Annotated in this window: 24 protein-coding genes; 9 read left to right on the top strand and 15 right to left on the bottom strand. The window is 70.6% G+C overall.

Annotated features, from left to right (window positions below; all coding sequences use genetic code 11):
* Positions 1 to 64: 64 nt before the first annotated feature.
* Positions 65 to 1,894, bottom strand: coding sequence for a thiamine pyrophosphate-requiring protein (locus tag P3F85_RS01060; RefSeq protein WP_374009417.1), 1,830 nt, complete (start codon positions 1,892 to 1,894; stop codon positions 65 to 67).
* Positions 1,895 to 2,114: 220 nt separating this feature from the next.
* Between P3F85_RS01060 and P3F85_RS01065 the strand changes: the two genes are divergently transcribed.
* Both P3F85_RS01065 and P3F85_RS01070 read left to right on the top strand, forming a co-directional pair.
* The gene (locus P3F85_RS01065; protein ID WP_374009418.1) at positions 2,115 to 3,488 is read left to right on the top strand and encodes an NAD-dependent succinate-semialdehyde dehydrogenase; all 1,374 of its coding nucleotides are present in this window, start codon (positions 2,115 to 2,117) and stop codon (positions 3,486 to 3,488) included.
* A gap of 99 nt (positions 3,489 to 3,587) precedes the next feature.
* Entirely contained in the window at positions 3,588 to 3,908 is a 321-nt protein-coding gene (locus P3F85_RS01070) for an ATP-dependent DNA ligase (RefSeq protein WP_374009419.1), read from the top strand.
* A 28-nt stretch (positions 3,909 to 3,936) separates the two neighbouring features.
* On the opposite strand, the gene P3F85_RS01075 is transcribed toward P3F85_RS01070, so the two are convergent.
* Positions 3,937 to 4,812: an aminoglycoside phosphotransferase family protein gene (locus tag P3F85_RS01075; RefSeq protein WP_374009420.1), complete on the bottom strand. Its 876-nt coding sequence runs from the start codon at positions 4,810 to 4,812 to the stop codon at positions 3,937 to 3,939.
* A 121-nt stretch (positions 4,813 to 4,933) separates the two neighbouring features.
* Between P3F85_RS01075 and P3F85_RS01080 the strand changes: the two genes are divergently transcribed.
* Positions 4,934 to 6,331, top strand: a complete 1,398-nt coding sequence (locus P3F85_RS01080; RefSeq protein ID WP_374009421.1) for an aspartate aminotransferase family protein — start codon at positions 4,934 to 4,936, stop codon at positions 6,329 to 6,331.
* A gap of 70 nt (positions 6,332 to 6,401) precedes the next feature.
* Here the strand turns inward: P3F85_RS01080 and P3F85_RS01085 are convergent, their stop codons facing one another.
* The 3 genes from P3F85_RS01085 to P3F85_RS01095 all read right to left on the bottom strand — a co-directional run bounded on the left by P3F85_RS01085 (position 6,402) and on the right by P3F85_RS01095 (position 7,394).
* Complete coding sequence (locus P3F85_RS01085; protein ID WP_374009422.1) at positions 6,402 to 6,656, bottom strand: DUF6458 family protein; 255 nt, start codon at positions 6,654 to 6,656, stop codon at positions 6,402 to 6,404.
* A 13-nt stretch (positions 6,657 to 6,669) separates the two neighbouring features.
* Positions 6,670 to 6,834, bottom strand: coding sequence for a hypothetical protein (locus P3F85_RS01090; protein WP_374009423.1), 165 nt, complete (start codon positions 6,832 to 6,834; stop codon positions 6,670 to 6,672).
* 68 nt (positions 6,835 to 6,902) lie between these two features.
* Entirely contained in the window at positions 6,903 to 7,394 is a 492-nt protein-coding gene (locus P3F85_RS01095; RefSeq protein ID WP_374009424.1) for a MarR family winged helix-turn-helix transcriptional regulator, read from the bottom strand.
* 97 nt (positions 7,395 to 7,491) lie between these two features.
* Here P3F85_RS01095 and P3F85_RS01100 point away from each other — a divergent pair, with 97 nt between their 5' ends.
* Together P3F85_RS01100 and P3F85_RS01105 are read left to right on the top strand one after the other, a co-directional pair.
* Positions 7,492 to 8,799: a serine/threonine-protein kinase gene (locus P3F85_RS01100; protein ID WP_374009425.1), complete on the top strand. Its 1,308-nt coding sequence runs from the start codon at positions 7,492 to 7,494 to the stop codon at positions 8,797 to 8,799.
* An 85-nt stretch (positions 8,800 to 8,884) separates the two neighbouring features.
* Entirely contained in the window at positions 8,885 to 9,862 is a 978-nt protein-coding gene (locus P3F85_RS01105; RefSeq protein WP_374009426.1) for a diacylglycerol kinase family protein, read from the top strand.
* An 11-nt stretch (positions 9,863 to 9,873) separates the two neighbouring features.
* On the opposite strand, the gene P3F85_RS01110 is transcribed toward P3F85_RS01105, so the two are convergent.
* The 4 genes from P3F85_RS01110 to P3F85_RS01125 form a co-directional block, all read right to left on the bottom strand.
* Positions 9,874 to 11,733 (bottom strand): CshA/CshB family fibrillar adhesin-related protein, encoded by a 1,860-nt coding sequence (locus P3F85_RS01110; protein ID WP_374009427.1) that lies wholly within the window; start codon positions 11,731 to 11,733, stop codon positions 9,874 to 9,876.
* A gap of 92 nt (positions 11,734 to 11,825) precedes the next feature.
* Positions 11,826 to 12,824: a type I glyceraldehyde-3-phosphate dehydrogenase gene (gap, locus tag P3F85_RS01115; RefSeq protein ID WP_374009428.1), complete on the bottom strand. Its 999-nt coding sequence runs from the start codon at positions 12,822 to 12,824 to the stop codon at positions 11,826 to 11,828.
* A 251-nt stretch (positions 12,825 to 13,075) separates the two neighbouring features.
* A complete protein-coding gene (locus P3F85_RS01120) occupies positions 13,076 to 14,020 on the bottom strand; it encodes a GlxA family transcriptional regulator (RefSeq protein WP_374009429.1) in 945 nt (314 codons plus the stop codon).
* Positions 14,017 to 14,448 (bottom strand): MarR family winged helix-turn-helix transcriptional regulator, encoded by a 432-nt coding sequence (locus tag P3F85_RS01125; protein WP_374009430.1) that lies wholly within the window; start codon positions 14,446 to 14,448, stop codon positions 14,017 to 14,019. Before P3F85_RS01125 ends, P3F85_RS01120 begins: the two co-directional genes overlap by 4 nt.
* Before the next feature lie 59 nt (positions 14,449 to 14,507).
* Here P3F85_RS01125 and P3F85_RS01130 point away from each other — a divergent pair, with 59 nt between their 5' ends.
* The gene (locus tag P3F85_RS01130; protein ID WP_374009431.1) at positions 14,508 to 14,918 is read left to right on the top strand and encodes a DUF1801 domain-containing protein; all 411 of its coding nucleotides are present in this window, start codon (positions 14,508 to 14,510) and stop codon (positions 14,916 to 14,918) included.
* Between the two features lie 11 nt (positions 14,919 to 14,929).
* Here the strand turns inward: P3F85_RS01130 and argG are convergent, their stop codons facing one another.
* On the bottom strand, positions 14,930 to 16,363 hold the full coding sequence (gene argG / locus P3F85_RS01135; protein ID WP_374009432.1) for an argininosuccinate synthase: 1,434 nt from the start codon (positions 16,361 to 16,363) through the stop codon (positions 14,930 to 14,932).
* 80 nt (positions 16,364 to 16,443) lie between these two features.
* Here argG and P3F85_RS01140 point away from each other — a divergent pair, with 80 nt between their 5' ends.
* Positions 16,444 to 17,109, top strand: a complete 666-nt coding sequence (locus P3F85_RS01140; protein WP_374009433.1) for a hypothetical protein — start codon at positions 16,444 to 16,446, stop codon at positions 17,107 to 17,109.
* A 3-nt stretch (positions 17,110 to 17,112) separates the two neighbouring features.
* On the opposite strand, the gene P3F85_RS01145 is transcribed toward P3F85_RS01140, so the two are convergent.
* Positions 17,113 to 17,715: a M15 family metallopeptidase gene (locus tag P3F85_RS01145; protein WP_374009434.1), complete on the bottom strand. Its 603-nt coding sequence runs from the start codon at positions 17,713 to 17,715 to the stop codon at positions 17,113 to 17,115.
* Positions 17,716 to 17,807: 92 nt separating this feature from the next.
* Positions 17,808 to 18,284 carry a MarR family winged helix-turn-helix transcriptional regulator gene (locus P3F85_RS01150; protein ID WP_374009435.1) on the bottom strand — a complete coding sequence of 159 codons (477 nt, stop codon included), beginning with the start codon at positions 18,282 to 18,284 and terminating at the stop codon, positions 17,808 to 17,810.
* Positions 18,285 to 18,343: 59 nt separating this feature from the next.
* On the opposite strand from P3F85_RS01150, the gene P3F85_RS01155 reads away from it, so the two are divergent.
* Positions 18,344 to 18,961 carry an NAD(P)-dependent oxidoreductase gene (locus P3F85_RS01155; RefSeq protein WP_374009436.1) on the top strand — a complete coding sequence of 206 codons (618 nt, stop codon included), beginning with the start codon at positions 18,344 to 18,346 and terminating at the stop codon, positions 18,959 to 18,961.
* A gap of 90 nt (positions 18,962 to 19,051) precedes the next feature.
* Here P3F85_RS01155 and P3F85_RS01160 read toward each other — a convergent pair whose 3' ends face one another.
* Both P3F85_RS01160 and P3F85_RS01165 read right to left on the bottom strand, forming a co-directional pair.
* Positions 19,052 to 20,752 carry an amidase gene (locus P3F85_RS01160; RefSeq protein WP_374009437.1) on the bottom strand — a complete coding sequence of 567 codons (1,701 nt, stop codon included), beginning with the start codon at positions 20,750 to 20,752 and terminating at the stop codon, positions 19,052 to 19,054.
* Complete coding sequence (locus tag P3F85_RS01165) at positions 20,749 to 21,801, bottom strand: agmatine/peptidylarginine deiminase (RefSeq protein WP_374009438.1); 1,053 nt, start codon at positions 21,799 to 21,801, stop codon at positions 20,749 to 20,751. Before P3F85_RS01165 ends, P3F85_RS01160 begins: the two co-directional genes overlap by 4 nt.
* 79 nt (positions 21,802 to 21,880) lie before the next feature.
* Between P3F85_RS01165 and P3F85_RS01170 the strand changes: the two genes are divergently transcribed.
* Entirely contained in the window at positions 21,881 to 22,522 is a 642-nt protein-coding gene (locus P3F85_RS01170) for a TetR/AcrR family transcriptional regulator (protein ID WP_374009439.1), read from the top strand.
* A 51-nt stretch (positions 22,523 to 22,573) separates the two neighbouring features.
* Here the strand turns inward: P3F85_RS01170 and P3F85_RS01175 are convergent, their stop codons facing one another.
* Positions 22,574 to 23,554, bottom strand: coding sequence for a Gfo/Idh/MocA family protein (locus P3F85_RS01175; RefSeq protein ID WP_374009440.1), 981 nt, complete (start codon positions 23,552 to 23,554; stop codon positions 22,574 to 22,576).
* Between the last annotated feature and the right edge of the window lie 28 nt (positions 23,555 to 23,582).

The following is a 23,582-nucleotide window of genomic DNA, read 5'->3' on the forward strand; positions in this document are numbered from 1 at the left end:
CTGGCGGCGGCGGCGAAGGCCCCTCCGCCAGGGCGTTCCGCCGACTCGACCGGCTCCTCGTCGCTCAGTCGTCGTCGTCGCCGTGGTCGCGGTGCAGAGCGCCCTTGACCCGCTCCACCCCCTCCGTGATCAGCGACGTCGCGGAGTCCTTGATCGCTCCGAGCCCCTCCGGGTCACCCTTCAGCAGTGCCTTGGCGGTATTGACCGCGAACTCGGCGGTGATGTGCGGCGGCAGCGGCGGAACGTTCCGGCTGGTGTGCGCGTCGATGAGCGTGACGCCGCGGTGGGCGAAGGCAGCGTCCCAGGCGGCTGCGACCTCGTCGTCGCTGGTGACCGTGATGCCGTTGAAGCCCAGCAGGCGCGCCCAGCCGGCGTAGTCGACCGATTCGACGTCCTGCGAGGTCGACCACACCGGGTTGCCGTCCTCGGTGCGCATCTCCCAGGACACCTGCGCCAGATCGTCGTTGTGCAGCACAAGGACGATGAAGGTCGGGTCGGGCCAGCGCGAGAGGTACTTCTTGAGGGTGATGAGCTCATTCATGCCCAGCATCTGGAAGGCGCCGTCGCCGATGGTGCAGACGACCGTGCGGTCCGGATAAGCGAACTTGGCCGCCTCCGCGTACGGCATCGCGGCGAGCATGCTCGCCAGCCGCCCGGAGAGGTCGCCGAGCATCCCATCGTGCAGCCGGATGTAGTGGCCGTACCAGTCCGCGCTGGTCCCGGCATCGGCCGTGACGACCGCGCCGGCCGGCAGCCGCTTGTTCAGCTCCCGGTACGCCCGTCTCGGATTGACGCCGTCGTCGTAGGTCTGCTCCGCCTGCGCGGCGAGTTCGTCGTCCCACGTGGCCATGTCGGCCGCGACCTTCTCCTGCCACGAGCGGTCCGTCTTCCTCGTCAGCAGGGGCAGCAGGCCGGTCAGCGCGGTCTTCACGTCCGCCCACATGCTCACCTCGGTCGGATACCGCAGCCCCAGTTGCTCGGGGCGCAGGTCGATCTGCACCGCGCGCGCCTGACCCGTCGCGGGCAGGAACTGCCCGTAGGGGTAGTTCGTGCCGAGCAGCACGAGGGTGTCGCACTCCTTCATCTGCGTGTAGCTGGCCCGGGAGCCCAGCAGGCCCAGCTGCTGGGTGTGGTACGGCACATCCGATGGCACGACCTGCTTCCCGCGCAGCGCCGTGATGATCCCGGCACCGGCGAGCTCCGCCGCCTCCAGCACCTCGGCCGTCGCACCGTTCGCACCGTGTCCCACCAGGAAGGTGACGCGCTCGCCGGCGTTGATGAGGTCCGCAGCGGCCTGGAGCTGGTCCTGCGGCGGCGCGATGGCGGTGGAGGGTGCCACCGCACTCGACCGCGACTGCCACATCTCCGCACCCGGCTCGACCATCTTCTGGCCCTGCACATCGTGCGGCAGGATGATCACGGTCGGCTGCAGGCGGGTGATCGCCGTTCGGAACGCGGTGTCGACGACCGCCTGCGCCTGGGCCGGCGAGACGATGGTCTGCACGTACGCGGCGACATCCGAGAACGTCCGCTCCAGGTTGCTCTCCTGCTGGTTGAAGGTGCCCAGCGAGTCCAGTCCCTGCTGGCCGACGATCGCGACCACCGGCTGGTTGTCCATCTTGGCGTCGTAGAGCCCGTTGATCAGGTGGAAGCCGCCGGGGCTGGAGGTGGCGATGCACACGCCCACCTCTCCGGTGAACTTGGCGTGCGCCGTCGCCATGAAGGCGCAGATCTCCTCGTGGGTCGGCCGGATGTATTCCAGGCCCTCACCCGCACGCTCGGCCTTCCCGAGCGCCCCGTCGAACTCGCCGATCCCGTCGCCCGGGAACCCGAAGACCCGCCGCACACCCCACTCCCGGATGCGCTCGATCACGAACTCGCTCACCGTCGCCATGGTGTCTCCTCTGCCTTCCGTCGGGTCCCTTCGCCATCCAACGCTCTGACTGGCCGACGTCAACGCCCCTGCTGTACGTAATGTCGAGGAGTGCGCCCGATCCTGGACGATGTGGCGGGTCACAGGCACTCCGGAGGCCGTACTGTGAGCATGGGCCAGACCCGTTTCAGCGGAGCCCGTTTCAGCGAAGCCCCGTTTCAGCGAAGATTTGAGGAGTGCCATGAGCTACGCCGTGACCAACCCCGCCACCGGCGAGACGGTCAAGACCTTCGACACCATCAGCGACGCCGATCTTCAGGCAGCGATCGCCGCCGCGGACGACACCTTCCGCACCTGGTCGCGCTCGACCACCGGGCAGGAGCGCGCAGCGCTCATCCGGCGCGTCGGCGAGCTCCACGTAGAGCGTCGCCAGGAGCTCGCGGACATCATCGTGCTCGAGATGGGCAAGCCCGTCGAGCAGGCGCTCGCCGAGGTGGATTTCGCGGGCGCGATCTACGAGTACTACGCCGACCACGCGGACGAGTTCCTGAAGGATGAGCCGATCCAGCTGCTCGACGGCGACGGCTCGGCCGTCGTCCGCCGTTCCGCCCTCGGCGTGCTTCTCGGCATCATGCCGTGGAACTTCCCGTACTACCAGGTCGCCCGGTTCGCCGGCCCGAACCTGGTGATCGGCAACACCATCCTGCTCAAGCACGCGGAGCAGTGCCCGGAGTCGGCGGCGGCGATCCAGCAGATCTTCCTGGATGCGGGCTTCCCCGAGGGCGCCTACATCAACATCTACGCCGACCACGACCAGATCGAGACGGTGATCGCCGACCCGCGCGTCCAGGGCGTCTCGCTCACCGGTTCCGAGCGCGCCGGCGCCAAGGTCGCCGAGATCGCCGGCCGCAACCTGAAGAAGGTCGTGCTGGAGCTCGGCGGATCCGACCCGTTCATCCTGCTCTCCACCGACGACTTGGATGCAGCGGTGCAGAGCGCAGTGGACGCGCGCCTCGACAACAGCGGCCAGTCCTGCAACGCGGCCAAGCGGTTCGTCGTCATCGACGAGCTCTACCCGTCGTTCCTCGAGAAGTTCACGGCCAAGCTGGCCGAGGTCGAGGCCAGTGACCCGACGTCCGAGGAGTCGGCCCTCGGGCCGCTCTCGTCGCTGAAGGCGGCCGAGAACCTGGACGAGCAGGTGAAGCGCGCGGTCGAGAACGGCGCAACGCTGGTGCGCGGCGGCGGCCGCAACGGAGCCTTCTTCGAGACGACCGTCCTCACCGACGTGACGCCCGAGAACCCGGCGTCGCAGGAGGAGTTCTTCGGGCCGGTGGCTCAGGTGTTCCGCGCCAAGGACGAGGAGGAGGCGGTCCGCATCGCGAACGACACCCCCTTCGGACTCGGCTCGTACCTGTACACGACCGACAAGGAGCAGGCGGAGCGCGTCGCGAACCAGATCGAGGCCGGCATGGTCTTCGTCAACGTCGTCCTCGCCGACGGCGCCGAACTCCCGTTCGGCGGCGTGAAGCGCTCCGGTTCGGGCCGTGAGCTCGGCCGCTTCGGCGCCGACGAGTTCGTCAACAAGAAGCTGATTCGCGTGGGGAACGACTGGTAGACCCGCAGCATCCAGAAACGGAGGAGTTCGCGGCCGATCCGGCCACGGGCTCCTCCGTTTCGGCTACGGTGAGCGGGGAGGTACCCGGTGGGATACATGATGTACGACAGCAGCACGCAGATCTCGTTCGAGGATCGCGTGCTCGCACACCTCGAGGTCGTGATCGTCTCGAAGCTCCGGCGCAAGGAGTCGTTCGCGCTGAGCTGGCGTGAGGCCGCCGAGAACGGCGACGGCCGCACCACGATCTGGATCGATCCGTCGATCCCGCTCCGCTTCCGCTACAGCGGCTCGCGCCCGCCGACGCTCGATCGCGAATGGGTGGAGCGGCTGGCCACGGCCGCGGCGAGCTCCAGCGGGCTCATCGCCATCGACGAGGACGGCCAGCCCGTGACCGGCTCCACGCACGAGCGCGGGCTGTAGCACCGCACCAAACCCGGTCTCCGGCCGCTCACTCCTCCAGCTGCACGAGGGTGTGGCGGGCGAGCGACGCCATGCGCGGGTTGTCGTCCGACGCCGTCGCGAGAGCGGAGGCCATGGCCACCGCCCAGCCCCGCGCACGGCGCCAGGTCGCGGCATCGGGCTGGTGCTCCAGCGCCCGTCGGAAGCGCCCGCGCGCGTCGCCGTCGAAAGTCAGCCACGCCGTCGCGAGGTCGGTCGCCGGGTCGCCGGAGGTCACGTCCCCGAAGTCCAGCACAGCGGCCAGGCCGCCATCCGGGCCGAGCACCAGATTGCCCGGGTGGAGGTCGCCGTGCAGCAGGATCGGCGGGCCGTCCCACACCGGAGCGTCGATGGCTCTGCGCCACGCCTCCTCCAGATGGGCAACCTCCATTCGTCCGGAGAGCGAGCGCAGCCGCATGCTGACGGCATCGTGCCGGGAGGCCAGCGGAACGCCGCGCACCGGGTTCCGCGGGGCGTCCGGCGCGGGGATGGCCAGCTCGCCCACGAAGCGGGCGAGCGGCTCCGCGAGACCGGCGCGGGCCTCCGCATCCACCGAGGCGCCGTCCGTCCCCTCGAACCACTCGATGATGCTCCACGGCCACGGGAAGAGCTCGGACGGCACCCCGACGCGGACGGGGACGGGGACGGGCACGCTGACGCGGTCCGCGATCCCCGGCAGCATCTGCTGCTCGTGCTCGATGAGATGGGCGGCGACCTCTCGCCGCGGCACGCGCACCGCGAACCGCTCGCCCAGACGGTAGAGCTGGTTGTCCCACCCGTCGGAGACGAGACGGAGCTCCGCGCGGAGGTCGGGGTGCTGCTCGGCGATGAGATGATCGACGAGCGAGGCGTCGGTCCGGATGTCGGCGGCGGGTGTGTCGCTCACCGAACGAACGTATCAGGATGAGCGAAGTCGCGATCGCAGACGCAGTTACCTTGCGTAAGGCCCTCTAACGCGCACTATTCCTGCGTTGAGGGCCAAACGCATGCTCGTTACGTGTGAAAGCATGTCCGTCGGAGGTTTCATGTCCCAGCAGCCCACCCCGTCCCCCGATCGCATGCACGCGGTCACGCCCGAGACCCGCGAGCTCGTCGATCTCGTGCTCGACTACTCGCGCCGGCGCATCCTGAGCGAGGACACCCCGCTCGACAAGCCGCTGCCCGAGTTCGAGCTGCGCCGGCTCGCCGGCCAGACCGTCTCGGAGACCGGCATCGGCGCCGAGCGCGCGCTGGCGCTCTTCGAGCACGTGCTCGCTCCGGCCTGCATCACGACGGACCACCCGCGCTACCTGTCGTTCATCCCGACCGCGCCGACGAAGGCGGCCACCGCGTTCGACCTGGTCGTCTCGGCCAGCGCCGTCTACGGCGGATCGTGGCTGGAGGGCTCCGGGGCCGTCTACGCCGAGAACCAGGTGCTCTCCTGGCTGGCCGCCGAATTCGGGCTGCCCGCGACCGCCGGAGGCGTCTTCGTGCAGGGCGGCACGCTCGGCAACCTGTCCGCGCTGGTCGCCGCACGCGACGCCGCGCGGACCGAGCGGGGCAACCCGTCCGGCCGCTGGGTGATCGTCTGCAGTGCCGAAGCGCACTCCTCGATCTCTTCCGCCGCCCGGGTGATGGACGTGGATGTCGTCGCGGTCTCGCCGGGGGAGTCCGGCGTGCTGACCGGCGACGCCGTGCGTCCCGCGCTGGAGGAGTACGGCGACCAGGTGTTCGCGGTGGTCGCGACCGGGGGATCCACCAACTTCGGCATCGTCGACGACATCGCGTCCGTGGCGGCGCTGAAGGCCGACCACTCGTTCTGGCTGCACGTCGACGGCGCCTACGGGCTCGCCGGGATGCTGTCGCCCCTCGCGCGGGCTCGCTTCGACGGTGTTCAGCATGCCGACTCCGTCATCGTGGATCCGCACAAGTGGCTGTTCGCGCCGTTCGATGCCTGCGCGCTGATCTACCGCGATCCCGAGGCCGGGCGCCGCGCGCACACGCAGCACGCCGAGTACCTCGACACGCTCACGGACAACACCGAGTGGAGCCCGTCCGACTACGCGGCGCACCTCACCCGGCGAGCGCGTGGGCTGCCGTTCTGGTTCTCACTCGCCTCGCACGGCGCGGCCGCCTACCGTGAGGCGGTCACCGCATCCATCGGCCTGGCCGAGCGGATCGCCGACGAGATCGAGCGACGCGACGGCTTCCGCCTGGTGCGCCGTCCGCAGCTCTCGGTGGTGGTGTTCGAGCGCGAGGGCTGGAGCAAGGAAGACTACGCGGTGTGGTCGGCGCGGTTGCTGGACGACCAGCGCGCGTTCGTCACGCCCAGCTCGCACGCGGGACGGCCCAACACCCGGTTCGCCATCCTGAACCCGCTCACGACCTACGACGACCTGGTGGGCATCCTCGACACCATGGAGTGAGCGACGCCGGATGCAGAAGACCCCCGCGCCATAACGGCACGGGGGTCTTCTGTCATCAAGAGGGGAGGTGTCAGACGATGTCGTCCGATTCGCCCGTCCGGCGCGTGACTCGCTCGCCCGTCGCAGGATCGACGGCCGTGCGGGTTGTTGCAACGGAGGTGCGACGCCGGGTGAGGAGCACGATCCCGATGATGATGCCGATGAGACCGGCGATCATCAGGATGTATCCCACCAGGTGCAGGTCGATCCAGCTGACCTGGAAGTTCAGGGCGAACGCGAGAATCGCGCCCACCACGACGAGGAAGATGCCTGCGCCGAGACTCATGGGTGCCCCTTACCTAGACTCGACGGCTCCCGGTGAGGAGGCGCACCAGCCACACGATCACAGCCAGCACGAGCAGGATGATTCCCACCCAGAGCAGGAAGTTGAGCGAGGAAACGAATCCACCGGTGAGCAGCAGGATGATCGCGATGATCGCGACGACGATGAGCAGGATGTTCATGGAGAAATGTCCTTTCCTAGACGCATCCAGGAAACAACTACTTCAAATGCCTAGCAATCCCCTTGACTTCAAGTTCGTTTCGTCCTAGCGATCCGCTCGGCGGCGATGCGGTCGACCGTTTCACGCATCTTGGTAAGGAACCGGGTCACGGTCTCGGCCTCGTCCGCACTCAACTCCGCCGTGGCCGCTGCGATCTGTTCCTGGGCAGCTGCGAGAAGGGGACCGGTGTCGCCGAGGGCCGCGCGGGTCGGGAGCAGTTCCACGGACCGCTTGTCGGTGCGGCTCGGCCGTCGCTCCACGAAGCCGCCCCGGACGAGTCGATCGACCAGCAGGGTCGTGGACGCACTCGAGACGCCGAGATAGGCGCTGAGGTCCTTCGCGAAGGTCGGGCGCCCGAGCGCCGTGTTGTCCAGGATCAGTCGGAGCGCGAGCAGGTCGTTCTCGCCGATTCCCATCGCGGAACCCGTGCGCCGACGCATCGCCGCTTCGGCGGCACGGTAGACCTGCAGCGCCTCGAGAACGCCCGTGTCGGGCGGAGTCGCTTCCGGTTCGTGCTTCACTCCTCCTAGTGAGGCCCTGGCCGCTCCCGGATGCAACCGGGGTGGACCCGACTGTCGGCGGATTCACGGACACAGGATCAGCGCGTATGCTCGCGCGGTGGACGAACGAGTGCTCCTCGAGCGGTATGAGCTGCACGACCGGCTGGGTCGTGGCGGGATGGCGACGGTCTTCCGCGCGCTCGACCTGCGCCTGGGCCGGGAGGTGGCGGTCAAGCTGTTCGCCCCAGGGACCGCGGTCGACGACGCCCGTCGGCGCACCGAGGCGACGATGCTCGCCCGGCTGAGCCATCCACATCTCGTCTCGCTCCACGACGCCCACTTCGCCGCGGACGGCGACACCACGCCCAGCTTCCTGGTGATGGAGGTGGTGGACGGGGAGGACCTGCGCAGCCGGCTGGAGCGCGGCCCCCGTCCGGCGGACGAGGCGGTGGAGATCGCGGCAGGCATCGCCGAGGCGCTGGTGGTCGTGCACGACGCCGGAATGGTCCATCGCGACCTGAAGCCGGGGAACATTCTGCTCGCCGACTCCAGCGTGCCCGGAGGCAGGGCGGTCGTGAAGCTCGCCGACTTCGGCATCGCCCACCTCGTCGGCTCCGAGCGCATCACCACGATCGGGACCGTCATCGGGACCGCCGGCTACCTCAGCCCGGAGCAGATCTTCGGCGGCGAGCCCGGCCCGGCCGCCGACATCTACTCCCTCGGGCTCGTCACGCTCGAAGCCCTGACCGGCGTGCGCGAGTACCCGGGCACCCCGGTCGAGGCGGTCGCCGCCCGAGCGGCCCGCGACCCGCGCATCCCCGCATCCCTCCCCGAGGACTGGCGCGGGCTCCTCGGCGCCATGACCTCGCGCGATCCGGAGCTGCGGCCGACCGCGCTGGAGGTCGCGATCATGGCCAGGGAGCTGGCTCCGCAGCTCGCCGGCTGGGTGCCCGAGGCGCCGGAGGATGTCGCGACGGCGGCCATGACCGTACCCGGTGGCGTGCCGGTCGGGACTGCTGCTGCTGCTGCTGCCGGCGGGACGGCGGCGACGCGCATCCTGCCCGTCCGCCGGCCGCAGCGCGCACAGCCCGAGAATCGTCGCAGGCGCGGGATCGTCGCGGCCGGTGCCGTCGCGGGATCGGTCCTGGTCGTCGCGTCCACTCTTGCGCTCGGGAGCATGATGGCGCCGGCGGAGGAGCCGCAGTCGGTGCCGACGACCCCGCGCCCGACGCCGAGCGTGCAAGCGCCCGCCACCACCGTCGCCCCGGCGGTCACGCCGGAAACGCAGGCGCCGGAGCCTGCCACGGTTCCGGCTCCCGCGCCGGCCCCGCAGCCGCAGAATCCGGGGAACGGCGGAAACGGCAAGGGCAACGGCAATGGCAACGGCAAGGGCGACAAGGGCGGAAAAGGCAAAGACAAGCCCTGATGGGTCGCCTGTCCAGCCCTGAGCCGGCCCACTCCCTGCTCCCGACCGCTTACGGAGTCGCCCCATCGCCGGTACTGTCCGGAGTATGCCCGAGCAACCGAGGACCGCAGCGATCGTCGTGAACCCGGTGAAGGTGGATGAGCCCGCCCTGCGCGAGGCTCTCGCCGCCGCCGAGAAGCGGTGGGGCTGGGCCGAGACGCTCTGGCTCGAGACCACCGAGGACGACCCGGGGACCGGCCAGACGAAAGAGGCCCTGGAACGCGGCGCGGACGTGGTGATCGCCGCGGGCGGTGACGGCACCGTGCGCACGGTGGCCGAAACGCTCCGCGGCACCGGCGTTCCGATCGCGCTGCTGCCGTCGGGCACAGGAAACCTGTTGGCACGCAACCTCGATCTGACGCTCGACGACATGGACAACGCGCTCGCGTCGGCGTTCGACGGCGGGGACCGGAAGATCGACATGGGCGTGATCGAATTGCGCGACGGAGACGCGCCGCTCCGTCGCCACGCCTACCTGGTGATGGCGGGTGTCGGCATCGACGCGCAGATGATCGCTGCGACGGACGACGATCTCAAGGCTCGGCACGGCTGGCTCGCCTATGTGAAGGCGATCGGAACGGTGCTCCGCGACAAGAACGAGCTGCGCATCCGGTACCAGCTCGACAAGGGCACCCGGCACTCGGCGCGCGCCCACACCGTCCTCATCGGCAATTGCGGCTCGCTGCCCGCCAACGTGCTGCTGCTGCCGGATGCGGCCGTTGACGACGGCGAGTTCGACATCATCGTGCTGCGGCCCGAGGGCTTCGTCGGGTGGGTGCAGATCGCCGTCAAGATCTTCTGGGAGAACGGCGTGCTGCGCCGCACGTCGGTGGGCCGGCGCCTGATGGGCGCCGACCGCGAAGTGCGGGCGATGAACTACTTCAAGGGAAGCGAGTTCGTCATGCGTCTCAGCCGGGCCGAGGAGGTGGAGCTGGACGGTGACCTGTTCGGGCGGGCCTCCGCCCTACGGACCTGGGTCGACCCGTCCAGCCTCACCGTGAAGGTGCCGCGCGAGGAGGCCTGAACGCGCCGGCGTCAGCGCGATGTGCGGCGTCGGCGTCCGGCGGCTAGGAGGAGCGCCCCGGTCAGCACCAGCATCGCGGTGACGGCGAGTACCGCGGTCGGCACATCGGAGCCCGTCGAGGGCAGCCGGCCGGCCGGGGTCACCGCGCTGATGGTGGTGCCCGGCGACGGAGTGGCCCCTGGCGTCGAGAGGATGCGCTGGGTCGGGGTGATCGCCGTGGAACTCGGGGGGTCGATCGGAGCCACACCGGGAGGGACGTCGCCGTTCGCCGTGGCGGTGTTGACGACCTGGCCCGCCTGGACATCCTGATCCGTCACCGTGTAGAGCGCGTCGGCGGTGCACGTGGTGGACGACCCCGGCTGGAGAGTTCCAACGGGGCAGCTCACCGAGCCTGCCTTCGGATCCGTCACCGTGAGGGTGGACAGCGCGACCTCGCCCGTGTTCGTGAGCAGGAACGTGTACTGGATGGTCTCGCCGCTGTCCGCGAGTCCGTCGTGGTCCGCATCGTTCAGGGTGCCGGTCTTCACCAGGGCCAGCGCAGCCGTGGGTCGCGAGACCGTGACCTGATGGTCTTCGGTCTCGCCGTGGAGGGCCAGGCCGCTCGGGGTGGCCACTTCTTCGGGCGTGGCAGCGATCCGCAGCCGGAGGAACGAGTCGCCGTAGGCGACATCTGCGGGCACCGACCAGCTCAGATCGACGGTGCCCTGGGTGCACTCGACCGTCGCGGAGCCCTCATCGTCGTCGAATGCGCCGTCTGCGTTCCAGTCGATCCAGCCGCGGACGAAGCCGGGCCCGGTGCAGGGCACGGCGCCGACGGAGTGGGTATCACCGGGCAGGACGGCCGCCGAAACAGGAGCGGAGACGGCATCCTCGTCGTCGCTGGAGTCGAGGTCGTCGCCGGTTGCCGTCGCACTGACCAACGGTGTCGCTTCGGAGTCGATCTGGGCGCCGAGACGGGGGGCGGCGGTTCCGAGGGTGGCCAGTGGGAAGTCGTCTCCCGACACCAGCGTCGGGCCCAAGGGGAGCTCTCCGCCTTCCCAGGTGGGCTCGAACAGTGCACCCGAGACGGGATAGCCGGCCGGAGCGTCGCCGAAGTCGGCCTGCAGGACCACGCCAAGCGCGACCGCGGTCCGGAAACCGCCCTTCAGGGTCACGGACGCGCTGTTGGCACCCTCCATGAACAGGACGGCCGTCGGACCACCCGGCTCCCCGTCGGTGTAGAAGCACTCCGGACCATCCACCGCCAGCGCCAGGGAGGTCACGGTGCGGGTGGCTTCCACGGACGCGTTGCAGTTCGCCCCGCGGTAGCGGTCGATGACCCGCCACGTCGTCGGCTGAAGGGGCGTCACCTCGATGTACTCGCCGGTCGGGAAGGCGCCATTGCTCGCCTCCGCGTCGGCGACGACCAGGCCGCGCGTGGGCACCGGCACCCCGTCGAAGGTGACAGAGCACTGGAAGGTGAAGCTCACCAGCGCGTCGTCGACGGCGTTGGCGATTCCTGCCACCAGGTTGTTGGCGTCGCCGGTACCGTCGACGTTGTACAGATCGTCGAAGCCGTCGCCTTCCCAGCGCCCGGAAGCATAGGTTTCGAGTTCGCCCGCGATGTTCGAGAGCCCGCACGTCGTGGTCAGGGGGTGTCCGTTGATGAGCCGGGTATTGGTGCGGACGCCCCCTTCGGGAGCGATCGCCACATGGTCAGCTCCCCACTCGAACCAGTCGATCGACCCCTTGTACCGACCGGACCCGCCCGAAGCGTACTCCGCGTTCGCGGGTGCCGTCATGCCCACACCGACGACCATGGCCGCCACGGCCAGACAGACCGCGCTGACGCGAGCCAGACCCACCAAGAGAGTGCGACGCTTCCCGAACATCCGTGCAGACTAACTCCGCAGCCGTTCACGTGGAGAGACAGTGTCCGCTTCGAGGGTATTGCGGTCACGACCGCGCGGCCGTCGCCCCGCGGTCAGGCGCGCGCGAGCAGCTCCAACGTGTCCACCACGCGGTTCGAGAAACCCCACTCGTTGTCGTACCAGGCGACGACCTTGACGTGGCGGCCATCCACGCGCGTGAGGGCGGCGTCGAAGATGGAGGACGCAGGCTGGCCGGTGATGTCGCTCGACACGAGCGGCTCGTCGGCGTAGTCCAGGATGCCGAGCAGCGGCCCGTCGGCCGCGGCGCGGTAGGCAGCGAGCACCTCGTCGCGGGTGACGTCGCGGGCCACGGTGGTGTTCAGCTCGACGATGGAGCCGACCGGGACGGGGACGCGGATCGAGTCGCCCGAGAGCTTGCCGTCGAGCTGCGGAAGCACCAGCCCGATCGCCTTGGCGGCGCCCGTCGTCGTCGGCACGATGTTCACGGCGGCGGCGCGGGCGCGGCGGAGGTCGCGGTGCGGGCCGTCCTGCAGGTTCTGCTCCTGCGTGTACGCGTGCACGGTCGTCATGAAGCCGTGCTCGATGCCCGCGAGGTCGTCCAGGACCTTGGCGAGCGGAGCCAGGGCGTTCGTGGTGCAGGATGCGTTGGAGACGATGACGTGACGCTCCGGGTCGAAGGCATCCGTGTTCACGCCGTAGGCGAGCGTGACGTCGGCGCCGTCGGCGGGCGCGCTCACCAGGACCCGCTTGGCGCCGGCGGCGAGGTGCGCACGGGAGGCCTCGGCGGAGGTGAACCGTCCGGTGGACTCGAGCACGACATCCACCCCCAGCTCGGCCCAGGGGAGATCGGCCGGCTCGCGCTCGGCGAGCACGCGGATGCGGCGGCCGTCGACGACCAGGCTGTCCCCGTCGACCTCGACTGATCGGCCGAGGCGGCCGAGGGAGCTGTCGTACTTCAGGAGGTGGGCGAGGGTCGCGGTGGCGGTCAGGTCGTTGATCGCGACGACCTCGAGGTCGGAGTCGCGCTCCAGCAGGGCGCGGAGGGTGTTGCGGCCGATTCGGCCGAAACCGTTGATGGCGATGCGGGTCATGGGGTTCCTTTCGTGTGCCGCATCCATGTTCTGTGCCGAATGTGCGGCTCGCCAGAGGCGTGAACGACATGCTCCGCAAGCATCGCGCCACGCTTTCTGCCACCCACCGCAAGCATCCCGCCACGTACCTCCCCTCTCCCTCCCTCCTCCCTCCCTCTCCGGTGCGCGAGACGTGAGTCGTTGCCCTTTCGCGCGTCGAGTTGCGACATCATGTCGCAACTCGGGTGGACGGCGCCCCGGGAGGGAGGGCGTCAGGCGGAGAAGGTGCGCCGATACTCGGTGGGCGACGTGCCCAGGATGCGCTGGAAGTGCAGGCGGAGGTTCGCGCTGGTACCGAGTCCCACGCGGGCGGCGACCTGCTCGACGCCGAGGTCGCTCCGCTCCAGGAGTTCGCGCGCCAGGTCGACGCGGGCGCGGAGCACCCACTGCATCGGGGTGTAGCCGGTGTCCTCGACGAAACGTCGCGAGAACGTCCGCGCCGACACGTTGGCGTTGCGGGCGAGCGCCTCCAGGGTCAGCGGCTCGGCGAGGTGGGCGAGCGCCCAATCCCGGGTCTCCGCGAAAAGGTCACCGAGCGGCTCGGGCACGCTGCGCGGCACGTACTGAGCCTGCCCGCCGCTCCGGTAGGGCGCCGCGACGAGCCGCCGGGCGACCCGGTTCGACAGTGCGACCCCGTGATCGCGGCGCACCAGGTGCAGGCACAGATCGATACCCGAGGCGGCCCCGGCGGACGTCAGGATGTCGCCCTCGTCCACGAAGAGCACGTTCTCATCCACCCGGACCGAGGGATACCGCTCCGCCAACGCTCGCGTGTAGTGCCAGTGCGTGGTCGCCCGCTTGCCGTCGAGCAGCCCGGTGGCCGCGAGGGCGAAGGCGCCCGTCGAGATCGCGGCCAGTCGCGACCCGCGCTCGTGGGCGGCCAGCAGCGCACCCACGACGGCAGCGGGAGGGCTGGCGGACGCCGGGTTGCGATACCCGGGCACGAACACCGTGTCCGCCTGGGCCAGCGCGTCCAGCCCGTCGGCCACGTGGTACGAGAGTCCGTCGCCCCCGGTCACCAGCCCGGGTGCGGCTCCGCAGACCCGCACCTCGTACGGCATGCTCGGCCGGTGGGAGAAGACCTGGGCAGGGATGCCGACGTCGAGCGGCTTCGCGCCCTCCAGTACCAGCACGGCGACGCGGTGCAGCGTCGTCATGAACGCGCCGAGACGATCTGCAGCAGGGCGGCGCGCAGCGCGGCGGGGTCGTCGACGTCGGGGAAGACGTCGTCCTCGAGTCCCCGCACCCCCGCGAACGCGGTCCGGCCGGCCTCGGTGATCGCCAGGACGTGGCGCCTGCGGTCGCCGGCGTCGGGCGTGCGCGTGACGAGTCCCTCCCGCACCAGGCGGTCGACCGTGCGCGACATGGTCTGCGGCTCCACGTGCGCCATCCGAGCGAGGTCCGACTGCGAGTCGAATCCCAGCTCCAGAAGGTGCAGCACGATCAGGCCGGCGTGCGTCAGCCCGCGCTCCTCCAGCGCCTCCGCCCAGGCGCGCTCGACCGCACGGGATGCGGCCCCGAGCAGCCGGCCGAGCGGCCAGTTCTCGGGGCGGTGCTCCTCGGCCTCCGCCGCGCGCGTGTCCATATCCTCATCGTACGGATGCTCTGGCGTCATGGGAGGCCGTGCGCTGCGTCTTCAAGGGTATGAGCATCGCACTCGCCGACTTCCTACAGACTCTTCCCGCCCCTCGGCGGCAGGAGGCCCTGCAGTTGATCCTCCTGTTCGAGCGCGTCACCGGCGAGACGGCGGCGCTGCACCATCCCTCGATCGTCGGCTTCGGCCACTACGCGTACCGCTATCCGAGCGGGCACAGCGGTACCGCCGCCGCTGCCGGTTTCGCACCGCGCTCGAGCGCGATCAGCATCTACCTCTCCGACGGCGTCGAGCGGCACGCCGGCCTGCTCGCCGCGCTCGGCCCGCACACCGCAGGCGTCGGCTGCCTGTACGTGAAACGCCTGGCAGACATCGACCTCGGCGTGCTGGAGGAGATCGTCGACCGGTCCTACCGGCTGCTCACCGCCGAGACGTACGGAGCCCCGCGCGGAGGCCGCTGAGACGCCTGCCCTCAGTCGGTGCCGGAGTCGAAGGCCGCGCCCTCGGAGCTCAGGTCGATCTCGCGGGACAGCACCTCGTCCACGGACTCGACGCCTTCGAGGATGGCGCGGGCGCGGCCCTCCTCCAGCTCGCCGACCAGCTCGCCGGTGGGTCCGCCGATGAGGCCGGCCGCCGCGTACTGCTCCAGTCGCGAACGGGAGTCGGCGATGTCGAGGTTGCGCATGGTCAACTGGCCGATGCGGTCGCCAGGGCCGAAGGCCGAGTTGCCGACGCGCTCCATCGACAGCTTCTCCGGGTGGTAGCTGAGCGCCGGACCGGTGGTGTCGAGGATCGTGTAGTCGTCGCCGCGGCGCAGACGCAGCGTGACCTCGCCGGTGATCGCGGAACCGACCCAGCGCTGCAGCGACTCGCGAAGCATCAGCGACTGCGGGTCCAGCCAGCGGCCCTCGTACATCAGACGCCCGAGGCGGCGGCCCTCGTTGTGGTAGTTGGCGACGGTGTCCTCGTTGTGGATCGCGTTCAGGAGGCGCTCGTAGACGATGTGCAGCAGCGCCATGCCCGGGGCCTCGTAGATCCCGCGGCTCTTCGCCTCGATGATGCGGTTCTCGATCTGGTCGGATGCGCCCAGTCCGTGGCGGCCGCCGATCGCGTTCGCCTCGAGCACCAACGCCACCGGGTCGGAGAACTCCACCCCGTTGATCGCGACCGGACGGCCGGCCTCGAAGCGGACGGTCACCGTCTCCGGCGTCACGTCGACGTCGTCGCGCCAGGCGGCGACACCCATGATCGGGTCGACGATGTCGAGTCCGGCATCCAACTCCTCCAGGCGCTTCGCCTCGTGGGTGGCGCCCCAGATGTTGGCGTCCGTCGAGTACGCCTTCTCGGTCGCGTCGCGGTACGGGAAGCCGCGGGCCACGAGCCACTCGCTCATCTCCTTACGGCCGCCGAGCTCCTCCACGAACGCGGCGTCGAGCCACGGCTTGTAGATGCGCAGGCGCGGGTTGGCGATGAGGCCGTAGCGGTAGAACCGCTCGATGTCGTTGCCCTTGTAGGTGGAGCCGTCGCCCCAGATCTCGACGCCGTCGTCCATCATCGCGCGCACGAGCATGACGCCGGTGACCGCTCGGCCGAGGGGAGTGGTGTTGAAGTAGGTCTTGCCGCCGGAGCGGATGTGGAACGCGCCGCACTGCAGAGCGATCAGGCCCTCTTCGACCAGCGCGCGCTTCGCATCCACCAGTCGTGCGAGTTCCGCCCCGTACTCCTTCGCGCGCCCGGGGACGGCTCCGATGTCGGGTTCGTCGTACTGGCCGATGTCGGCGGTGTAGGTGCACGGCACAGCGCCCTTCTCGCGCATCCATGCGACCGCGCAGGAGGTGTCGAGCCCTCCCGAGAACGCGATACCGACTCGCTCACCGACGGGCAGACTGCTCAATACCTTGGACACGCGCTCCAGTTTAGTGAGAGCGCCGCTATGCTGCCGCCAGGGGTCGCCAGACGGCTGTTGTGATACCAAGGGGGATGGTTGTGGCAGGAGTGAGGTCGCGCGGTTTCGCGCTCGTGTTCGCCGTGGCGCTCGCAGCGTCGGTGACCGGATGCACGGGAGCGGTCGCGGATGCGGAGACGCCGCGTGCATCCGCAACGGCATCGGGATCGGCGACGCCGTCCGCGACGCCGTCCGCCACTCCCACGGCTTCGGCGCCGTCGACCGACCCCGCGGATCCGGCAACGTGGATCGTGTCCTTCGACGCGATCGGGCCGATGGCGTCTGGGGCTGCGATGGCAGATGTTCCCGGCGAGCTGGCCCCCTTCCAGCAGCTGGAAACGCCCGGCGCTCAGTGCGCCGCCTACGTCTACACGGTGAGCGGCGACCTGACGGCGAGCGTCCGGCCGAGTGCGGCCGACCCGTCCCGGGCGGAGGCGTCGGAGGTTGCCTCGACGGGCGCGGGGGTGCCGGGTGCGGCCGACGTCGCTCGATTGCCCCACACGACTTCGGGGATCGGGATCGGCTCGACCATCGACCAGGTGAAGGCCGCTTACCCGGACCTGCGGGTCGTGGTGCAGAGCGCGCTTCCCACCTACGGGGTCACGGACGGGACCCGCTGGATCCTGTTCCGCGACCTCCACGGCGGCGGAACCGTGACGGCCATCCAGGTGGGGACCAGCACCGCTCTGGGAACCGAGATCTGCTGACGTTCAGCCCCGGCCGTCGGCCGACTGGGCGGGGCACTCGCCGCCGGGCCGTGTGCGCAGCTCGAAGTGCCAGGCCTCGTTGGCGTACACCTGGCACAGGCCCCAGGCGGAGCCGTACCGGTTGAGGTAGTCCATCGCGCCAGCGTCCGCGATGTCCACCGCCTCGCCGCGCACGTGTGCCGAGTCGCTGCCGCGTTTGACCCACTTCTCGGCCTCGTCCTCGCTGCCGTAGTCGCGCACCGCCTGCGCGAAAAGGTGCTCCTGGTAGCGCTCGGACCGCCAGCCGTCGGCGATGGTGATGTCGGATCCGCCGCCCTCCTGCTGCCTTGCCTGCTGCGCATCCTGCAGAGCTGCGCGCAGCCGGGGATCGAGGCGGGCCACCGCGGGCAGGTCGCTGTCGAGTCGGAGCGAGGAGCCCTCCGCGATGTAGCCATCGTCGTCGGTGAGGTCGCCGCCGCCGTGCGGCACCGTGCCGCTCGCGCTCGCCGGTAGCGCGAGCGCGCCGCTGGTCGCGGCCGAGCATCCCGAGAGCGCGAGGCTCAGGGCGAGGGATGCGACGGCGACGGACAGTGCGGGGCCGAGCAGGCGCGACTTCGTGGAGGGCATGACTCCACGTTCGCAGCCCTTGCAGGGCCGGCGCGTCCCCCCGGCGGCCCATCCGCATCCACCTTCAGGGGGACCCGTGCCGCGCGACCGCGTCAGTGCCGTCCGTCGATACCGGGGTGGACGCCGGCGCGGTAGCCGGCGGCGGCGACCAGAAGAGTGAGGGTTTCCAGCAAGCGCGCGCGCTGGTCGGCGTCGAGGGGCGCCAGCAGAGTCTCTTCCTGCTCGGCGGCGAGCTGATCCCCTTCCGCGAGCACTGCGCGGGCGGCGGGCGTCAAGTGGATGGCGTAGGCGCGACGATCGTCCGGGTGTCGTCTGCGTTCGACGAGTCCGCGCTCCTCGAGGTCGTCGATCATCCCGACCATGGAGTTGCGGTGGAGGCCGAGGGCGGTCGCCAGTTCCTGCTGCGTCCGGCCTTCCTGGCGGGCGAGTTGAGCCAGAACGCCGAAGCGGTTGGGGGTGATCCCGAGCGGCGCGAGCGCGGCCGTGAAGCGCTGCGCACTCTGCAGTCCGAGCTGCGAGAGCAGGAAGCTGGCTCGCGACTCGAGGGGGAGGATCTCCGGTTCCGGCATCCCAAAATCGTACCAAGGGGTGATTGCACTGCGCTGTGATTATCACCTACCATGACGAAATGAGACTCGTCATCTTCGGAGCCGGCGGACGAACCGGCGCTCAACTCGTCGCACAGGCGCTGGAGCGCGGCGACGAGGTCACCGCCGTAGTGCGCCGGCCGACCGGAATGCCGGGCGGCGTCGCCGAACGGATCGTGCCGGATCTGGCCGATACCGCGGCCGTGCGCGAAGTGATCGCGAATGGCGACGCGGTTCTGTCGGCGATCGGCCCACGCTCGCGTGCCGATGCCCCCGCCGCCGCCCCCGCGACGCGGCACATCCTCGCCGCCGCACCGCGACGCATCGTCGTCATCAGCGCAGCGCCGGTAGGTGCCCCCGCGGCAGACGACAGCTTCATCAGCAGGAGGATCGCCCTCCCGATCGTCGGGCGCGTGCTGCGGCCGGTCTACGACGATCTGCGGCAGATGGAGGAGGCGCTCGCCGCGTCGGACGCCGTCTGGACCGCGCTGCGCCCGCCGATGCTGACCAACGGCCCGGCGACAGGGCGGTACCGCACCGTGGTCGGCGGTGCTGTGCCGCGCGGGTTCACGGTGTCGCGGGCCGACCTCGCCGCCGCGATGCTCGAGGCGCTCGACCGACCCGACACCGCGAACCGCCCCGTCGGCGTCGCCCGCTGAGTCGCGCGAGGCGCACATTCGTGACGAATGTGCGGAATGACGCGCTGATTCGGCACATTCGTGACGAATCGCCGAGGTCGCGGGGCGGGGCTAGCCGAGGCGGGGGGTGCGCGGCGGCTCGGTGCGGCGCCGGCCCGTCGCCTCGAAGGCGGCGGCGAGGGACAGCAGTGCCGTGTCGTCGTACGCTCGGCCCGCGAAGGTCAGCCCGACCGGCATCCCGATGTCGGCCATCGTGCCCATCGGCACCGTCACCGTGGGGATGCCCAGGTGCCGCGGCACGAGGTTGCCGTTCGCGACCCACACGCCGTTGCGCCAGCCCAGGTCTGCGGAGGCGGGGTTCACGTCCATGTCGGCCGGCGCCACGTCCGCGACCGCGGGGAACACCACAGCGTCGAGGCCGAGCGCATCCATCCACTCCTCCAGGTCGACCCGGCGCGTCTCCTCCAGGCCGCGCAGGCCGTCGGCGAGCTCCGGGATGTCGTCCAGCGTCGTCCCGGGATGCGCGCGCACCCAGGCGGGGTAGTCGGCGATGTCGTCCTCGAAGCCGTCGTACCGGTCCGGGAGCGCGCCCTCCGGCTGCGGGAAGATGCGTGCGCCGTCGACGTCGGCGAGCGTGCGGAGCGCCGGGTCGCCGTTCGCGGCCAGGAAGTCGTCCCACGCCCACGCGGAGAGGTCGACGATCTCGCGCCGCAGGAACTCCGGCGTCACCAGGCCGCGGGTCGCGATGGTCGGAGCGCCCGGCCGGTCGCCCTCGTAGTTCGAGACGACCGGGAAGTCGACCTCGACCACGGTCGCACCGGCGGCCTCGAGGTCGCGGCGGGCGGCGTCCCAGAGGGCGACGACGGACGGTCGCGTCTCGATGCGCCGACCGGTGGGGCCCCCGATGCCCGGGTGCTCCGCGGTCCCGGCCTCGGGGTCCGCGTTGATGTACATCCGGGGCACGCCGAACCGGCGCCCGGCGAGCGAGGCGTCCCCGGCAAGCCGCGGGTACGACGCGGGCCGCAGCTCCGAGGCCGGCGGGAGCGTAACCCACGGCTGCGCGCGCCAGAAGTCCCCACGCGTCTCGGCATCGTCGGCGACGATGACGTCGAGCACCTCCAGCAGGTCGGCCATGGTCCGGGCGTGCGGCACCACCACATCCATCGTCGGCACCAGCGGCCAGTTGCCCCGGACGGAGATGACCCCCCGCGACGGTGTGTAGGCGCAGAGCGCGTTGTTGGAGGCAGGCGCGCGACCCGACGACCAGGTCTCCTCGCCCAGGCCGAAGGCGGCGAAGGAGGCTGCGGTCGCCGTCCCGGAGCCGTTCGACGACCCCGACCCGAACGCCGCCGTCAGGTAGTCGGCGTTGTAGGGGGACTCGGCACGCCCGTAGACGCCGCGCTGCATGCCGCCGTTGGCCATCGGCGGCATGTTCGTGAGTCCGAGCAGGATCGCGCCGCCCGCGCGCAGGCGCTCGATGGTGAAGGCGTCCCGCTGTGCGACGAGGTGCTCGAACGCCGGCGAACCCGCCGCCGCCGTCAGCCCGCGCGCCAGGTAACTGTCCTTGGCGGTGTACGGGATGCCGTCCAGCGGCCCGAGTGTCTCCCGGCGTGCGCGCCGCTCGTCGGAGGCGCGCGCTTCCGCGAGGGCGTCGGTGTTGCGGACGACGACCGCGTTGAGCCGCGGGCCCGACACGTCGTAGGCCTCGATCCGCGCCAGGTACGTCTCGACCAGCTGCTCGCTCGTACTCTCGCCCGACTGCAGGGCTCGCCGGAGGTCCGCGATGGATGCCTCGACAACGTCGAAGGTCATCGCGCCTCCTCCACCGCGTCCGGGAGGGCCGGCTGCTGCTGCGTGATGCAGTGGATGCCGCCGCCGCGGGCGAAAATCGGCCGCGAGTCGATCATGGTCACCCGCCGGCCGGGGTAGACGGCCTCCAGGATCTCGGTCGCCTCGGCGTCCGCCCGCTCCTCGCCGAAGCCGCAGGCCACGATGCCGTCGTTGACAACCAGGTGGTTCACGTAGCTCCAGTCGACGAACCCCTCCTCGTCGCGGAGGGTCGCCGGGGCGGGGAGGTCGACGATGTCCCAGCTGCGGCCGGCGGCGTCGGTGGTCTCCGACAGCAGCGCGCGCAGCTCGCGCGACACAGCGAAGTCCGGGTGCTCGGGGTCGCGCTGGGCGTGCAGCAGCAGGGTGCCGGGCGAGGGGATGGTCGCCACGATGTCGACGTGGCCGTTCGTCCCGAAGTCGTCGTAGTCGCGGGTCAGGCCGCGCGGCAGCCAGATCGCGTGGGTGGTTCCGATGGTGCGCGCGAGTTCCGCCTCCACGCGCCCCTTGTCGGCGTACTTGTTGCGCCGCGGGTCGAGCTGGACCGTCTCGGTGAGCAGCACGGTCCCCTCACCGTCGACGTGGATGCCGCCCCCCTCGTTGACGAGAAGCGAGCTGACCAGTTCGGCGCCGGTCCGCCCGGCCACGAAACGTGCAATCTCGGCGGACTTCCGCCACTCGGCCCACTCCGGGTCGCCCCAGCCGTTGAACGTCCAGTCGACGGCACCGAGCACCCCCGGCCGCTCGCCGTCGACGACGAAGGTCGGACCGAAGTCGCGCATCCAGAACTCGTCGAGCGGCGCCTCCACCTGCTCCACGTGCGTGCCGAGCATTCGTCGGGCCCGCTCGCGCTCGCTGGGGTCGACGACCATGGTGATCGGCTCGTATTCGGCCACGGCGTGGGCGACCGCGGTCCAGGCGGCGTAGGCCTCCTCCGCCGACGCGACGTCGTCGCCGAGGGTGAGACCCTCTCGCGGGAACGCCATCCACGTGCGTTCGTGAGGGGCCGTCTCTGCGGGCATGCGCCAGGTCATCGTGTCCTCCGGTGGTCGGCGACGAATTGTTGATCAAATGATCAATAGGTGACCCGAAGGTACCTATACTGGGCGGACCATGTCAAGAGCAGCCCGCCGACCGCCGGACGAGCGCCGCGCCGAACTCGCCGCGGCAGCGCGCGATCTGGCGCTCGCCGAGGGGCTCGCCGCGGTGACGCTGCGGAGCGTCGCCGCCCGGGCCGGCGTGACGTCGGCGCTCGTGGCCCACTACCATCCGGCGATGGATCAGCTGGTCGCCGCCGCGTTCACCGCCGTCGTGGGCGCAGAGCTGGTCGAGGTGCGCACGCTGCTGGAGTCGGCCGAAGACCCGACGGCACGACTGGCGGCGCTGCTGCGGACGCTGCTCGACGGCACGCGCGACGACGTGACCCTGGTGTGGGTGGAGGCGTGGGCGCTCGGCCGCCGGAACGAGGCTCTCGCCGCGGCGGTCCGCGAGCAGATGGATGCATGGCAGGCGCTCATCCTCGAGGTCGTCGAGGAGGGCGTCCGCTCGGGCGACTTCACGGCGGACGACCCGGCGCAGACCGCGTGGCAGTTGCTCGGGATGATCGACGGACTCAACGCGCAGGCGCTCGTCCGCTGGAGCGCCGGTGCGGAGCGCGCACCGGCCCTCGCCCACGCGGTCGAAGGCATGCTCGGTCTCCCGCGCGGCGCGCTCGAGCCCGGCGCTCTCGCGGTGCCGCCATCGACTCGTGACTAATCGACCGAATGTCGCTCGAGTGGTGACTCGATGTCGCGACTCGGCGTCGGGTCACTCGTACGTGAGGCCGATGCGCTCCCGGATGGTGTCCATCGTTCCCATGATCGCCACCGACTGCGATAGCGGGAGGCGCACATCCTCCCCGCCTCCGGCCGCGATGAGCCGCTCGATCGCGCGGGCCTGGAACTGCATCCCGCGCCCGTCGATGCGCGACTCGTAGGTCTCGATGACGTGACCCTTCGGGTCGATCACGCGGAAGCTGGTGGGGGCGTAGAAGGTGTCGTCCAGCTCGACCCGCGCGTCCGTCCCCACGATGATGGCGCTGTTGTCGCCGACCGCGTCGAGCTCGGTCGTCAGCGCCGCCTGTGCTCCGCTCGCGTACCCGAGCAGGATGGAGGTCTGGCGGTCCACGCCCGTCTCGGTCGGCGTCGAGAGGGCGAGCAGTTCGCTGGGCGCTCCGAGCACGTCCCAGGCGAACGACACCGGGTAGATGCCGAGGTCGAGCAGTGCGCCGCCTCCGAGCGCCCGGTTCAGCATGCGGCCCTCCGGGTCCGGGCTCGTCCGCTGTGCGTGGTGGGCGACCACCGAGCGGAGCTCGCCGAGCGTCCCGTCGCTGATGATCTCCTGGAGGCGTTCCATGTGGGGCAGCCAGCGCGTCCACATGGCCTCCAGCGCCACCAGACCGCCGGCGCGAGCGGCGTCGGCGATCTGCTGCGCCTCCGTCTGGTTCATGGTGAACGGCTTCTCGACCAGCACGTGCTTGCCCGCCGCGAGGGCGAGCAGTGCGTTCGGAGCGTGCTGGGGGTGCGGGGTGGCCACGTAGATGACGTCGACATCCGGGTCGGCCACCAGGTCCTCGTAGCTGCCGTGCGAGCGCGGGATGGCGTTGGCCGCGGCGAACCGCGCCGCCGACTCGGTCGAGCGGGAGCCGACCGCGGCGACGGTGTGCCCGTCGAGCTGCAGGTCGCGCGTCATGGCGGCCGCGATGCCGCCCGTTCCGAGGATGCCCCAGGCGGGGGAGGAGGTCGTCATGCGGTCATCGTACTCAGCGACGATCGGC

It is taken from the genome of Leifsonia sp. T36S-04 (assembly GCF_042465655.1).
In the GTDB taxonomy this organism is placed as follows: Bacteria; Actinomycetota; Actinomycetes; order Actinomycetales; family Microbacteriaceae; genus Leifsonia.

Bases quoted from the DNA above. Each gene is read 5' to 3' on its own strand.
- P3F85_RS01105 (WP_374009426.1), top strand. From the start codon at position 8,885: ATGCCCGAGCAACCGAGGACCGCAGCGATCGTCGTGAACCCGGTGAAG.
- gap (WP_374009428.1), bottom strand. From the start codon at position 12,824: ATGACCCGCATCGCCATCAACGGTTTCGGCCGAATCGGCCGCAACACC.
- P3F85_RS01110 (WP_374009427.1), bottom strand. From the start codon at position 11,733: ATGTTCGGGAAGCGTCGCACTCTCTTGGTGGGTCTGGCTCGCGTCAGC.
- P3F85_RS01090 (WP_374009423.1), bottom strand. From the start codon at position 6,834: ATGAACATCCTGCTCATCGTCGTCGCGATCATCGCGATCATCCTGCTG.
- P3F85_RS01120 (WP_374009429.1), bottom strand. From the start codon at position 14,020: ATGACGACGCTGCACCGCGTCGCCGTGCTGGTACTGGAGGGCGCGAAG.
- P3F85_RS01165 (WP_374009438.1), bottom strand. From the start codon at position 21,801: ATGACCTGGCGCATGCCCGCAGAGACGGCCCCTCACGAACGCACGTGG.
- P3F85_RS01155 (WP_374009436.1), top strand. From the start codon at position 18,344: ATGAGACTCGTCATCTTCGGAGCCGGCGGACGAACCGGCGCTCAACTC.
- P3F85_RS01125 (WP_374009430.1), bottom strand. From the start codon at position 14,448: ATGGACACGCGCGCGGCGGAGGCCGAGGAGCACCGCCCCGAGAACTGG.
- P3F85_RS01060 (WP_374009417.1), bottom strand. From the start codon at position 1,894: ATGGCGACGGTGAGCGAGTTCGTGATCGAGCGCATCCGGGAGTGGGGT.
- P3F85_RS01160 (WP_374009437.1), bottom strand. From the start codon at position 20,752: ATGACCTTCGACGTTGTCGAGGCATCCATCGCGGACCTCCGGCGAGCC.
- P3F85_RS01145 (WP_374009434.1), bottom strand. From the start codon at position 17,715: ATGCCCTCCACGAAGTCGCGCCTGCTCGGCCCCGCACTGTCCGTCGCC.
- P3F85_RS01070 (WP_374009419.1), top strand. From the start codon at position 3,588: ATGTACGACAGCAGCACGCAGATCTCGTTCGAGGATCGCGTGCTCGCA.
- P3F85_RS01150 (WP_374009435.1), bottom strand. From the start codon at position 18,284: ATGCCGGAACCGGAGATCCTCCCCCTCGAGTCGCGAGCCAGCTTCCTG.
- P3F85_RS01065 (WP_374009418.1), top strand. From the start codon at position 2,115: ATGAGCTACGCCGTGACCAACCCCGCCACCGGCGAGACGGTCAAGACC.
- P3F85_RS01080 (WP_374009421.1), top strand. From the start codon at position 4,934: ATGTCCGTCGGAGGTTTCATGTCCCAGCAGCCCACCCCGTCCCCCGAT.
- P3F85_RS01170 (WP_374009439.1), top strand. From the start codon at position 21,881: ATGTCAAGAGCAGCCCGCCGACCGCCGGACGAGCGCCGCGCCGAACTC.
- P3F85_RS01175 (WP_374009440.1), bottom strand. From the start codon at position 23,554: ATGACGACCTCCTCCCCCGCCTGGGGCATCCTCGGAACGGGCGGCATC.
- P3F85_RS01130 (WP_374009431.1), top strand. From the start codon at position 14,508: ATGAGCATCGCACTCGCCGACTTCCTACAGACTCTTCCCGCCCCTCGG.
- P3F85_RS01085 (WP_374009422.1), bottom strand. From the start codon at position 6,656: ATGAGTCTCGGCGCAGGCATCTTCCTCGTCGTGGTGGGCGCGATTCTC.